This window comes from Acidicapsa dinghuensis, assembly GCF_025685685.1.
Lineage (GTDB): Bacteria > Acidobacteriota > Terriglobia > Terriglobales > Acidobacteriaceae > Acidicapsa > Acidicapsa dinghuensis.
On record NZ_JAGSYH010000005.1, the window covers coordinates 593,270 to 606,731 of the forward strand.

Genomic DNA, 13,462 nt, shown 5'->3' on the forward strand with positions numbered 1-13,462 from the left:
AAGCTGGTGAGGTAATGGAGCTTTTGACCTATATTAGGTTTGCAAATATATGACTCTATAATATTGAATATAAAAGCTTATAGATGCGACGGGTCGAGCATTCGTGAAATCGTAGCGCAATCATGTGAGCAGAAGAACTTCTGTGCAACCGAAACGCGACGACTAGCTTCTACCATCAAGAACCTCTGAGTTGCAGATGTGGCTTTGAGGTTTCATGGATGAGGCAGGGGCGCTGGGTTTTCGCGATTTCCCTGGCTTGCTGGTGACGAAGGAGAATCGCAACGGCAGTCACCGGACCCTGCACTCTGTTTTCGCGTAAGCATGGACGAATATATGCAGGACTAGAATCCCTTTCTCCGTCAGATTTTCTTCTTCCCTTCTCAAACCGCTGTCGCCTGTCTTTCGGTGATGGTGTCTGGCGTCTTCAACGCACACTTCTATTGGCGTCCGGGTTTGCTCTGTAAGATGCTGGAAAGGCCTATGCCCAACCAAACTTGCATTCGTATTCTCTTCGTTACAGTGTTTTTATTGACTGTGCCTGCACTGATTTTTGCGCAAGCCGAACCCGGAGTTTCGAGGTCTCTGGCGAAAGAGCGAGCTCAGCGAATCTCGAACATCCGGTACGATCTCGTCTTCACGCTCAAAGAACATGCGGACACAGTGGCCGGGACCGCTACGGTTGAATTCGATAGTGAGTCCGCCGGCGATCTGTTGATCGATTATCGCGACGGCGCACTCCACTCGGCGGTCTTTAACGGTCAGCCGATTTCGACGCAGCTTGACCACGGGCATCTGCACCTACCGGCGCAAGCTGGGCACAACATATTGAAAGCAGAGTTCAGCAGCAACGCAGCGCCGGCGGGCAAAGCGATCACACGCTATGAGGACAAGGACGATGGCAGCGAGTATTTCTATACGCTCTTTGTTCCCATGGATGCCAGTATGGCCTTTCCTTGCTTCGATCAGCCGGACCTGAAAGCGCAATTTACGCTTTCGGTCGAACACCCCGACGGGTGGACCGTGATCGGCAATACGACGGCTCGCCGAATCGATGGCGCTCATACCCGTTTCGATGCTTCACGCAAGATCAGCACCTACTTGTTTGCATTCGCTGCCGGTCCTTTTGCCGCGATTCCGGCGAAGATTGCCGCAGGTCCCACTATCTATGTGCGCAAATCGCAACTGCAGCGTGCCGAGCAGGAAGCGCCGCAAGTGCAGAGCATCGCCGCGCGTGGTGTCGGCTATCTTTCCAGTTTTTTCGCTCAACCTTTTCCGTTTCCGAAATACGATCTGGTGCTCATTCCCGGCTTCCCCTTCGGTGGAATGGAACATGCCGGAGAGACATTTCTCAATGAGGACAGCGTTCTCTTCCGCACGGCTCCCACGCCAAGTGATTATTTCCGGCGCAATACGCTGATTCTGCATGAGACCTGCCACCAATGGTTCGGCGATCTGGTTACGATGCGCTGGTTCGACGATCTATGGCTCAAAGAGGGTTTTGCGCAGTACATGGCCTACAAGGCTTTGGCGGATCTTGAGCCGGCGTCCGATCCGTGGAAACACTTCTACCAGGACATCAAGCCGGCTGCCTATGGTATCGATGAAACTCTGGGCACGACGCCGATCTATCAGAGCATTCCCAACTTGAAGGATGCGAAGTCGGCCTATGGAGCGATCGTTTATCAGAAGGCGCCCGCAGTTCTCAAGCAGCTTGAGTTTCACGTGGGCTCCGAAGTCTTTCGCAACGGTTTGCGCTTGTACCTGAAGCAGCATGCCTATGCGAATGCGGAGTGGAATGATCTGATCAAAGCGCTGGAGCAGGCCGGATCATCACTTCATTCCAACAACGCTGCCGATCTTGAGTCATGGGCTCAGGCGTGGATTCAGCATCGTGGCATGCCCGAGGTCAACGTTGCGTGGTCATGCGAGGGGGGAAAGCTTTCAACGCTCACGCTTTCACAGCAGGATGTTTTGCCGGATGGCTATACGTGGCCAATCAGCAATCTCGTCGATCTGCATTTCAAGTCCGCTGCGCAATCGAATAACAAGCAGATCAGAGTCGACTGGAATACGCCAACAACATCGATCACAGAGGCTGTTGGCCAACCGTGCCCTGTGTTTATCTTTGCAAATGCTGGCGATCAGGCGTACGGCCGTTTCCTGCTGGACGAGAAAAGCGAAAAGGCTGCAGCAACCGAAATCGTCGATACACCTGTTACCCAACAGGATCCGCTGCTGCGAAGCATGCTGTGGGGTGCGCTTTGGGACAATGTGCACCTGGCCCAGTCATCTCCGCGCAGCTTTGTAGATCACGCGATGGCCGCATTGCCTCATGAGCCGGATGAAGCCATGACACGTGTACAAAGCGCCAGAATCACAACCGTGCTTCATTCTTACTTGTCGGAAGAGGCTCGCAAATCCACAGTGCCGAACATTGAAAATGTTGTCGCCGATCGCATGCTGCATGCACCGGATCTGGCTTTACGCATTGTCAGTTTTCGAGCCTTTACGAACATTGCCGAGACCCCGCAGGCCCTCGACACGCTGAAAAAACTGCTCCAAGGGCAGATAACAATTCCGGGCATGCCTTTGAAGCCGCTGGATCGTTGGAATATCATCGGCCACCTGCTGCTCATGAATGATCCCGATGCGCAATCCATCTATTCGACTGAAAAGGAGAAGGATCATAGCGGAGAAGGCCAGAAATATGCGTACGCTGTGGCGTCGGGTGTACCCGGCGCCGCGGTGAAGGCACGTTACTTCGAACAGTATCTGCACGACGCGTCTATTCAGGAAGACTGGATCACGCAAAGCCTCCGTCCGTTTAACGCATGGAATCAGTCAGCTCTTACGCAGCCGTATCTGGCGAAAGCATTGGATAGTCTTGAAGAGATCAAGCAGCACCGCAAGATCTTCTTCCTCGGCGCGTGGCTAAGCACTTTTATGGATGGACAAAACACACTTGTCGCCAGCAACGCAGCGCAGTTGCAGGTGCATCAGTGGCTGCAGAGTCGTGCCATCGATGCCGATCTGCGGCTCAAAGTTCTTGAAGCAGTGGATGAGTTGGAGCGCACAGCGCGCATTCAACAGAAGTTTCCCGATTGATGTCGATGCCGTGTACTCATCCAATGACGCCAAACGAAATCAAACCCACGCACGCAGCAAATTTTGTTGTCCTCATGAATGTCTCACGGCGTATTCTTCCGTGCAGGGTCGGATGAATTGGGTAGCCACGTTTGGCATTGCGAGAGCTTCCCTAATGACGGCAAAAACCTTTGACAGCGCTCGAGATTCTCTTGCGTTCATCCTTTTGTAAAGTGAAAGCCAGCCCAATTTGCTAGGTATGGTATATGAGATTCTCGACTGCGTGTTTCATCACTCTTCTCGCGCTGAACGCAGAGGCGCTGAGCGGCCAAACTACACAACATATCGATCTGCCGACCAGCAAAGCTCTCATTGGCGAGATTCCCGGCCATCCTCAACGTATCAACAGCCTGCCCATGTCTATGGCAGTCTCGCCCGATGGCCGCTATGTGGTGACGATCAATGCTGGCTACGGTACACGTGAGTCGAACCTGGAGCAATCGCTCTCAGTTCTCGATACTCAGACAGGAACACTTTCCGATTTTCCTGACGATCGCACGCTTGTCAACGCCAAGCAAACGCTCTATTCCGGCCTCGCGTTCAGTCATGATGGCAAGCATATCTATGCGAGCATCGGTTCCATATCCGATCCAGAGGGAAAAGGCCAGGACGATACAGGCAGCGGCATCATTGTCTACAACTTCAATCAAGGACGAGTAGCGCCGGCGAGCCTGTTGCATCTGCCCCTTGAGCCTCTTGCAACTGGCCGCAAAACGAAGCTCAATGGTGATTCGGAAAGCAGCGAAGGCATTCCATTTCCCGCTGCTATAGCTGTGCTTGGTAAGCCCGGCGCAGAAAAGTTGCTCGTTGCCGACAATCTCTCCGACGATGTGTTGATCCTCGATGCAGTGAGCGGCAAACTCGAAAAGCGCTTCGATCTTTCCGAAAGCGATGCAGTGCCGGGAACCTATCCCATCGCGCTGGCTGTGACAAAGGATGAGCGCCGCGCCTTCGTTGCACTATGGAACGCCTCGGAGGTAGTCGAGCTGGACCTGACCACCGGTGCGGTTGCGCACAAACTGACTCTTTTGAAGCCAGAGAGCGCCGTCGCTCCCGGCACGCACCCATGCGCGCTTGAGATCACACCAGACGGACGCACGATGTATGTTGCGCTCGCCAATCGCGACGCCGTCGCGGCGGTCAATATCGGTGCCGGACAGTTCAGCGTCAAGGGCTATTTCAGTACGCGCCTGCCGGGTCAGAACTACTTTGGCGCGGAACCTGAGGCTCTGGCGATCAGCAGTGATGGAAGCCGTCTCTATGTGGCTGATGCCATTACCGATGCCGTCGCTGTCCTCGACGGAAAGAAACTAAATGGCAAGGAACCTGAAAAATTCTCCGAACCCATCGGCTTCATCCCAACGGAGTGGATGCCGATGTCGATGGCGGTTGTCAGCGGCAAGCTGTACGTTGCGACTGCGAAAGGTCATGGTACTGGTCCAAACAATGTGCCAATGGAAATGACCAACAGAGCGGGTAAGCGCGTAACACGCAAATCCACCTACATCGGCACATTGCTCTACGGGTCGCTTGCCTCCATCGATACTGCCGATATCGATCAGAATCTTCGCAACTGGACATCGGTTGTACTTGAGTCCAACCGTATGAAGTCAGCGCAACAGCAAATCACTTTTGCCGATGGCAGCCAGAGCCACATCAAGCACGTGATCTACATCATCAAGGAAAATCGCACCTACGATCAAATTCTTGGCGATCTTGAACAGAATGGTCATCCGGTAGGCAACGGTGACTCGAAGCTGACAATGTACGGCGAGTCCATCACCCCGAACCAGCATAAGCTCGTGCTGCAATTTGGCGTGCTCGATAACTTCTACGACTCAGGTGAGGTTTCCGGCGACGGCCATGTGTGGTCAACAGCCGGTATCGGCACCGACTATCTCGAAAAGACCTGGCAGCAGTCGTATCGAGGCGGTCAGCGCACTTACGACTACGAGGGAGTCGTCGCGAATGGAACACCGCTGCTCGAAAAGATTCCTGACGTCAACGAGCCACGCAGCGGATACCTCTGGGGTGATCTAGCAACGCATGGCAAGACCTACTATCACTTCGGCGAATTCATCGCCACGGTCTTCTGCACTGACGTAAAGAAGGCAGCGACACTCAATCCTCAACAGGGGCCCATGCTCGCCGGCGAGAATTGCGCACGCCCCGAGATTAAGCCTGGAGAAGAGATACCAGCAAACTGGGGTGGCGGCGTAAACAAATGGCCATGGGCGATTCCGCTAATCGCAACCAATACTCCTACAAAGCCAGAGCTCGTCGGACACTTTGCACCGGAAGCGCCAGACTTCGATCTCATGATTCCCGATCAGATTCGCGTCAACATCTTTGAACATCATCTCAAGCAGTGGGTCGCAGATCGTGTGCAAGGCAAAGACACCATGCCGAATTTCGTTTTGCTGCGCCTCGGTGACGATCACACGGCAGGTACTCGTCCGGGAAGTCCAACACCCAGGGCATCGGTTGCCGATAACGATCTCGCGGTAGGCCGCGCCGTAGAAGACATCTCGCACTCACCGTTCTGGGACGATACTGCATTCTTCATTCTGGAAGACGACGCGCAGGATGGCGGAGATCATGTCGAGGCTCACCGCAGCACCGTATATGTCATCAGCAAATATGCGCCGCACGGTCCTAACAGTGGAGCGTTCGTCGACAGCCACTTCTACACCACAGTGAGCGTACTGCATACAATGGAGGCTCTGCTCGGCGTTCCTCCAATGAATAATAACGACGCGCTCAGCCCTGTCATTGCGTCACTGTTCACTGGTCCCGGCGATCAACCACCGTATGAGGCCGATCGATCCAACGACACCAACGGCCTCATCTATACCGCTAATCCAAAGAATGCGCCCGGCGCGCAAGCCAGCATGAAGATGGATTTCCGCCATGCCGATCATGCCGATGCGCAAAAGCTCAATGTCATCCTGTGGCGCGATGCGATGGGAAATGCTCCTGTTCCCGCTCAACTGCTGCAGCGTCATAAGCAGCGTCATGACGACGATGACGATTAAGCTGCGCGCAACAGGGTGATTCAGCTGCGGCGGTGTGGTGGAAACATGCTCATGCCTTTCCCCATCCGCCGCCGCCTGGAGTTTCCAGCCTGAGCACATCGCCTGCTTTCGCTTGCCGACTGCACTTTCCTGGCAGTTCCTCCGAGGCTAAACTGTTGCTCAGATTGTTTCTCAACAGCGTTGCTTTGCCCGCTACTCCATCATCACCGCCGGCGAGTCCATAGGGCCGGAATTTGCGACGATCAGCCAGTAGCGTTACCTGCGCATCGGCAAGCAGCTCGATCTCACGCACCAGCCCATCGCCGCCGCGGTATGCACCATTACCACCCGATCCCTCACGATAGCCATAACGCCGCACACGAAATGGATATGCGTATTCCAGCGCTTCAATCGGAGTGTTGAGCGAGTTGGTCATATGCGTTTGTACGCCCGAGATGCCATCAATGCCATTGCGCGCGCCCATTCCGCCAGCCGTTGTTTCGTAGTAAGTAAAAGGGCGCACAGAGCGAGGATCGATGCCGCCGATCGTCAGATTGCTCATCGTTCCGGCGCTTGCTGCCGGCACACGATCCGGAACAGCCAGCGCCAGCGCCCGCATCAGCACATCCACAATCCGCTGCGATGTTTCGACATTGCCTCCAGCAACAGGCGCGGGAGGATGCGCATCAACGATTGTTCCGGGTCGAGTGACAAGCGTGAGCGGACGCAAGATTCCCGCGGTAGCAGGAGCATCCTCGGCAATCAGACATCGCAGTATATAGAAACATGCTGAGAGCGTAATAGCCCGGACTGCATTGATGCTGCCGTTGACTTGCGTCGCGGAGCCATCAAAGTCCGCAGTAATTGCGGCCTCCGCTGGATCAATCGTCAGCTTCACAGCGATGCGGCATGGATTGTCCGTTACTCCGTCCTCATCCAGCCAATCCTCCGCGCAGAACTCGCCAGCGGGCATCTTTCGCAACTCCGCGCGCACCAGCCGCTCAGAATAGTCAAGCAGCTCATCAACGAGCGCACAAAGCTTCATTGGCTCATATTTGGCAGCGAGCTCCAGCAGCCGGTCCTGCCCAACACGGCACGCGCCGATCTGTGCATCCAGATCGCCTTCGCGTTCCTGTGGTGTACGGACGTTGAACAGGATCAGATCGAGCATCTCGCGATCTACCTGGCCGCCGCGGACGATGCGAACGGGAGGAATGCGAATGCCTTCTTGAAAAATCTCGCGCGCAGGCCCCATGGATCCTGGATAGGTGCCGCCGACATCGGCGTGGTGTGCGCGATTGGCTACATAAAACAGCGGCTCTTGCTCTGCGTCATGAAACACCGGCATCACCATCGTGATGTCCGGTAGATGCGTGCCTCCTGCATACGGATCATTCAGTACCGCAATATCTCCGCGCCCCAGCTTGATTGCATCAATTGCCGCCAGCACCGACATCGGCATCGATCCCAGATGAACAGGCATGTGGTCGCCCATCGCAATCACGCGGCCTCTACCATCGAAGACTGCGCAGGAATAGTCGCGCCGCTCCTTGATATTGGGTGAGAGCGCGGTACGCCGCAGCGCAGCGCCCATCTCCTCGGCGATGGAGTGAACTGCGCTTTGAAAGATCGCCAGATCAATCGGATCGACAGTTAGCCTTGTCATGCCTGCATTTCTCCCACGGTGACAATCAGGTTGCCGAACGTATCCACATGCGCGCCTGATCCAGGAGGTAACAATGTCGCCGACGTGTATTCAGTGATCAACGCTGGCCCGTGGAATCGTGCTTCAGCACGCAGTCTGTCGCGCGCGTACACACTGGAAGACAGCGCGACACCATCGAACCAAACGCTGCGTTCGCCTGTACAAGCGTCACTTCCATCGTTTGGAGATTCAGAAGCTAGCTTTGGAGCATATGGCTCCGCGGCTACAGCAATCCGCAGACGCACATTCACAATCTCGACTGGCCTTTCGCGATGGCTAAATCCATAGCTTTTCGCATGCAGATCATGAAAGTTGTCGAGAGCTTTTGCGGGCAGGGAAGGATCGAAGGCCACATTCAGCTCATATCCTTGCCCTCGATAACGAACATCAAGTGTACGCAAAAGAGATACCCGCTCTTCGCGCACACTCTCGCCATATTCTGCGCGCAGTTCGTGCCTCGCGTGTTTCTCTAGTTCCGTAAAGATTCCCTGCAAACCGTCTGCATCGTCGCTGGCCAGCATCACGGTTCTCGAATAATCCCGCACCGCATCCGCCAGCAAGATTCCAACCGCCGAAAGCGCGCCGGGCAATGCTGGAACCAACACGGTGCCGATTCCAAGCGCACGCGCCAATGCACACGCATGCAGAGGCCCGCCACCGCCAAAAGCCACCAACGCAAACTCGCGTGGATCGAGACCCCGCTCCACTGAGATCACGCGGATAGCTTTCTCCATGTTGGTTTCGACGACTCGCAAGATGCCGGCTGCGAACTCCTCAACGCTCGTCAGCGGTCCTTTGTGCTCCTGCATCATCACTCGTGCGCGTTCGTCATGCAGCGTAACGCTGCCTCCAAGAAAACTGTCTGCATCCATTCTTCCAAGAATGTAGTTCGCGTCCGTGACGGTGGGTTTGTCGCCTTTTCCAAAACAGATCGGTCCTGGATCGGCCCCAGCCGATTCAGGTCCTACACGCAGCATGCCGCCCGCATCAAACCGCGCAATCGATCCGCCTCCAGATCCCACTGTGTGAATATCGAGCATGGGCACGCTGATCGGCATACCGGCGACTATAGATTCGCGTGTCAACCGCGCACCACCCTGTGCTGCATCAGCCAGAAAGACATCGGTCGATGTGCCACCCATGTCAAAGCCGATGATGCGCTCGAAGCCGGCCCATCGCGCCAGCGTTATTGCGCCGATCACGCCGCCCGCAGGCCCGGAAAGTACCGTTCGCACCGGCTGCTCGGCGGCGACCCGCGCCGGCAATATACCGCCCGAAGACTGCATCACATCCACGCGGCTCTCAGGATGTTTTGCCGTAACTTCGCGCTCAAGCCGCTCGAGATAACTCTGCATGCGGGGAGCAAGATACGCATTCACCACTGTCGTCGCGGCTCGTTCGTATTCGCGAAACTCCGGCAGGATGCGATGCGAAACCGACACCGGCACACCAAGATTGTGCAGAGATGCCTCAACACGTTGCTCAGTTATTGGCTGCGTAAAAGAAAACAATAGCGATATCGCGACAGCCTCCGCACCGCTTGCACGCACACTCTCCAGCAGAGCCTGCAGTTCTTCTTCCGTTGGCTCACGCAGCATTGCACCTTCCGCGCTCACACGTTCCGGTACGCCAAAGCGCAGCTCTCGTGGTACGAGACATTCTGGCAGCGGAGCGAACCAGTCGTAGAGCCGCTGCCGCGTCTGGCGTCCGATGGCAATCGTATCTTCCAGCCCTTTGGTCGTCACAAAAGCAACACGAGCTCCCTTGCGCTCCAGCATCGCATTGGTTCCGACCGTCGTTCCGTGGCGTACATCCAGAGCGCCGGTGTATTTTTCCCGTGCAACAATCTGGCTCAAACCATCCAACACCCCTCGCGACGGATCAGCAGGTGTCGAAAACACTTTCACGACCCGTAGTTCGCCGTCTGCGAGATACACACAATCGGTAAATGTTCCCCCGCTATCAATCGCTACGCGCAAAGTGCTCTGATCCCGTATGGTGGAGTCACGCGCCTGTTATAGGCTCGCACTTCGACTCTAAAGCACCAACCATCGTTTTCGCTCACCAGGAGAGGCGCTTGGACGCAATCTTCGGATGGTTCTTCCGCGCTACCACCGCGCAAAAGCATACGCTCGTCGCCGCATCGCTAGGCTGGATGCTCGACAGCATGGACGTGATGCTTTACGCGCTCGTACTGGGCGAAGTGCAACGGAGCATGCATCTCTCCTCAGCCATGAGCGGCGCCATGATGTCCGCCACGCTGGTCTCGGCTGCGATTGGAGGCATGGCCTTTGGCTGGTTTGCCGACCGCTTTGGACGTGCCCGCGCCCTTACGTGGAGCGTGCTTATTTATTCGGTCGCCACCGGCCTGTGCGGCCTTTCACAGACGCCGTTGCAGTTGCTGTTCTGCCGCCTCATCCTCGGACTCGGCATGGGCGGCGAATGGGCATCCGGCGCCGCACTGGTAGCCGAAACCTGGCCGGCACAGCATCGAGCGAAAGCTCTGGCGTGGGTGCAGAGCTCCTGGGCCATTGGTTATGCGCTGGGTGCGGGAGTAGTCGCGCTCGTCATGCCCCGTTTCGGCTGGCGTGCCGTATTTTTTGCAGGCATTTTCCCGGCGCTTATTGCGCTGCTGGTACGTCGCGGGCTTCCTGAGCCGGAATCCTGGCGGCGCGAACGTCAGGCCAGCGTTCGGGTCGGTGTTCCAATCGGGGAGCTATTTCGCGGCCGGTACAGTTGCAGCACGCTGGTCTGCGCCACCATGAACGCCGCGACCCTCTTCGCCTGGTGGGGACTGTTCACCTGGGCGCCGCGTTTTCTCTCGATGCCGGTTGCGCAGGGAGGCCATGGCCTCGATGTGCTGCAAACCTCTACCTGGACCATCGTCATGCAGACCGGCACATTTCTTGGCTATGTGCTCTTTGGATACATTGCAGGCACATTCGGAGCGAAGCGCACCTATATCGGCTATCTCATCATTGCCGCATTGCTGACTCCCGCATTCGCGCTGGTGAGCAATCCGCATGCGCTGCTTATCATCGGTCCACTGGTCGGTTTTTTCGGAACGGGCTATTACAGCGGCTTTAGCATTCTGTCGAGCGAACTGTTTCCGACCCGATTACGGGGCACCGCCATGGGCTTCGTCTATAACAGCGGACGTCTGGTAAGCGCCGCTGCGCCCTATCTCATAGGAGGCATATCTGAACGTGTCGGTCTTGGCCTTGCGCTATGCCTTACATCGATTGCCTTCGTTGTTGCGGCGCTCATTGCGACGGCAATCCAGCCGCCCACCGATCTCGTTGCTCAAGCCGACGTTTAGTTGAGAAGCTCCAGTTTCACATTTTTCTGTAATTTCGCTTCTTCGCTGGATTGGCCATTTCGAGTCGAGCACGCGTACCATGCAAAGAGGAGCGTATTTTTTCAGATGCCTGGTGTGCCATCGGACGCGACGCAGATTCAGCCGCTACCGCTGGTCGTGGGCACGAAACACGGTGGAGAGAACCATGATCTCGAACGCGAGGTCGTCGCGCTCTTCGACTCCTACCGAAGCCGGCTCCTGGCTTATGTCTCCGCTTTTGGAATCTCGAACAACGATGCAGAAGAACTTGTACAGGAAGTGTTCCTGGCGCTTTTCTGCCACCTGCGCCTGGGAAAATCGCGGAAAAACCTTCCTGGCTGGATCTTTCGGGTTGCGCACAACCTCGCCCTCAAGCACCGGCGTGACGGTTCTGCAAGATATCAATACGCCGATGCGGACAATGCCTTGGCAGCACATGATCATCGCCTTAATCCTGAAGAACATCTGCTCTCCACGCGCCGCAGAGAGCGGTTGGTCTCAGTCGTCGACGCGCTGCCCGAGCAGGACCGGCTCTGCCTGATGCTGCGCGCGGAGGGCTTGCGTTATCGTGAAATTGCGCGCATTCTGGGAATCTCTCTCGGGTCTGTTTCAGCATCGTTGACACGTACGCTGAGGCGGCTCACCCGTGTTGATGGACAGTAAGATGAGCGTTTCGAAACCTGTACCGGCACATTGCTCTGACGAACAGCTCCTGCTCTACGCGGACGGCGAGCTTTCCGTCTGGCGGCGTCACCGTGTCCGCCGGCACGTAAACCGATGCGAGCGCTGCCGTCAGAGAATGATCGCGCTGGACTCTATGCTGACTGGTCTGGAGCATCACCAGATTGCGAAACTCAATCCGGGCACAGATCCATCCGGCCCGCGCGCCATGCTCAGAGCCAGAATTACCGAGTTGGATCGGCAAAGCGCCGGGCAGGCCGCGACGCAGTATGCGTTGATGAGAATCGCAGCATACGCATCGGTGCTGGCGATTCTAGGCGCGGCTGCCATCGGGCTCTATCGTCATCACGTAACAAATGCGCCGGTCTACGCGCAATCGCTGCCGGACCCTGTCTATACACCGGGCTCAACTCACCTGGTAGCCATCGAGCAACTATGCAGTACTTCGGCAGATGTCGTAGCGGATGTGCCCGCCGATCTGCAGCAAAGGGTCTTCCGCGAATACGGAATCAAGGGCGCACCCGCTGCTGAATTCGAGGTCGATTACCTGATCACACCCGGCCTCGGCGGGGCGGAAGATGTGCGCAATCTTTGGCCTGAGCCGCATGGCAACACTGAGTGGAATTCCTATGTAAAAGACCAGCTCGAAGATCGCTTGCACAACATGGTCTGCGCACGTCAGATAGATCTTGGCGAGGCTCAGCGCGCCATCGCCAGCAATTGGATCGTCGCCTATAAGAAGTATTTCCATACGGACAAGCCGCTGCAATCAAGCGGGCTGCGCACCGAAAACGATCCGCCTGCTGCCCTGAAGCATCTGATTCGGTGACCGCTGCTCATTCACCGATTGCGGCAGCTATTATTTGGCGGTTTTAGTTCCTCGCACATTGCGCCGGAAACAGTCGGCACTGTGATCATTCACCATGCCAACCGCCTGCATCCATGCGTACACGATCGTGGGTCCAACAAACTTGAATCCTCGCTTCTTCAAGGCCGCAGAGATCGACTCTGACAGTGGCGTCTTCGCCGGAACCTCACCGGTCTCATTCCGAACCGGCTTCCCGCCCGCCAGTTTCCATACCCACTGCGAAAAACTCTCACCGCTCTTCTCGATTTCGAGGAAGATGTTCGCTCCTGTAATCGTTGCCTCAATCTTTGCCCGCGAACGAATGATTCCTTCATCCGAAAGCAATCGTTCGATATCTAATTCAGTAAGCTTTGCTACAGCTTTCGGATCGAAGTTCCGAAATGCCTTGCGGAACCCGTCACGCTTGCGGAGAATCGTTAGCCATGAGAGACCAGCCTGGAATCCTTCCAGCATCAGCATCTCCCAAAGCATGCGGCTGTCATACTCAGGTATGCCCCACTCTGTATCGTGATACTCGCGCAGCAGCGGATCGCTCTCCGCCCATTTGCACCGGATTTTGGTTGTCATTTATCACCCCAGGTAGCCAGCGTTGTTGTCCCGCCGTGCTTAATTTGATTTGTTTTCGCTGCCTACTCATCATAAGAAATCCGTGGACCCATCGCGCCAGCGCCCCGTATAGTGATGACCAAGCCGCACCTTGAATCGCGTTCTTC

The 13,462-nt window shown here is 56.0% G+C and carries 8 protein-coding genes; 5 read left to right on the top strand and 3 right to left on the bottom strand.

Annotated elements, in window-relative coordinates; genetic code table 11:
• Positions 1-480: 480 nt before the first annotated feature.
• The gene (locus OHL22_RS17255) at positions 481-3,105 is read left to right on the top strand and encodes a M1 family metallopeptidase (RefSeq protein ID WP_263340032.1); all 2,625 of its coding nucleotides are present in this window, start codon (positions 481-483) and stop codon (positions 3,103-3,105) included.
• A 245-nt stretch (positions 3,106-3,350) separates the two neighbouring features.
• Entirely contained in the window at positions 3,351-6,179 is a 2,829-nt protein-coding gene (locus tag OHL22_RS17260) for a beta-propeller fold lactonase family protein (protein ID WP_263340035.1), read from the top strand.
• Positions 6,180-6,228: 49 nt separating this feature from the next.
• On the opposite strand, the gene OHL22_RS17265 is transcribed toward OHL22_RS17260, so the two are convergent.
• Entirely contained in the window at positions 6,229-7,824 is a 1,596-nt protein-coding gene (locus OHL22_RS17265) for a hydantoinase B/oxoprolinase family protein (protein ID WP_263340037.1), read from the bottom strand.
• Positions 7,821-9,842, bottom strand: a complete 2,022-nt coding sequence (locus OHL22_RS17270) for a hydantoinase/oxoprolinase family protein (protein ID WP_263340040.1) — start codon at positions 9,840-9,842, stop codon at positions 7,821-7,823. Before OHL22_RS17270 ends, OHL22_RS17265 begins: the two co-directional genes overlap by 4 nt.
• Positions 9,843-9,940: 98 nt before the next feature.
• On the opposite strand from OHL22_RS17270, the gene OHL22_RS17275 reads away from it, so the two are divergent.
• The 3 genes from OHL22_RS17275 (at position 9,941) to OHL22_RS17285 (ending at position 12,710) form a co-directional block, all read left to right on the top strand.
• The gene (locus OHL22_RS17275; RefSeq protein ID WP_263340043.1) at positions 9,941-11,182 is read left to right on the top strand and encodes an MFS transporter; all 1,242 of its coding nucleotides are present in this window, start codon (positions 9,941-9,943) and stop codon (positions 11,180-11,182) included.
• A gap of 105 nt (positions 11,183-11,287) precedes the next feature.
• The gene (locus tag OHL22_RS17280; RefSeq protein WP_263340046.1) at positions 11,288-11,863 is read left to right on the top strand and encodes an RNA polymerase sigma factor; all 576 of its coding nucleotides are present in this window, start codon (positions 11,288-11,290) and stop codon (positions 11,861-11,863) included.
• 1 nt (position 11,864) lies between these two features.
• Entirely contained in the window at positions 11,865-12,710 is an 846-nt protein-coding gene (locus OHL22_RS17285) for a zf-HC2 domain-containing protein (RefSeq protein WP_263340048.1), read from the top strand.
• 30 nt (positions 12,711-12,740) lie between these two features.
• Here OHL22_RS17285 and OHL22_RS17290 read toward each other — a convergent pair whose 3' ends face one another.
• Positions 12,741-13,316 (bottom strand): DNA-3-methyladenine glycosylase I, encoded by a 576-nt coding sequence (locus OHL22_RS17290; protein WP_263340051.1) that lies wholly within the window; start codon positions 13,314-13,316, stop codon positions 12,741-12,743.
• Between the last annotated feature and the right edge of the window lie 146 nt (positions 13,317-13,462).

What these genes read in the sequence shown, in the direction of transcription:
- OHL22_RS17255 (WP_263340032.1), top strand. Translation starts at nt 481, where the DNA reads ATGCCCAACCAAACTTGCATTCGTATTCTCTTCGTTACAGTGTTTTTA.
- OHL22_RS17260 (WP_263340035.1), top strand. Translation starts at nt 3,351, where the DNA reads ATGAGATTCTCGACTGCGTGTTTCATCACTCTTCTCGCGCTGAACGCA.
- OHL22_RS17265 (WP_263340037.1), bottom strand. Translation starts at nt 7,824, where the DNA reads ATGACAAGGCTAACTGTCGATCCGATTGATCTGGCGATCTTTCAAAGC.
- OHL22_RS17280 (WP_263340046.1), top strand. Translation starts at nt 11,288, where the DNA reads ATGCCTGGTGTGCCATCGGACGCGACGCAGATTCAGCCGCTACCGCTG.
- OHL22_RS17285 (WP_263340048.1), top strand. Translation starts at nt 11,865, where the DNA reads ATGAGCGTTTCGAAACCTGTACCGGCACATTGCTCTGACGAACAGCTC.
- OHL22_RS17290 (WP_263340051.1), bottom strand. Translation starts at nt 13,316, where the DNA reads ATGACAACCAAAATCCGGTGCAAATGGGCGGAGAGCGATCCGCTGCTG.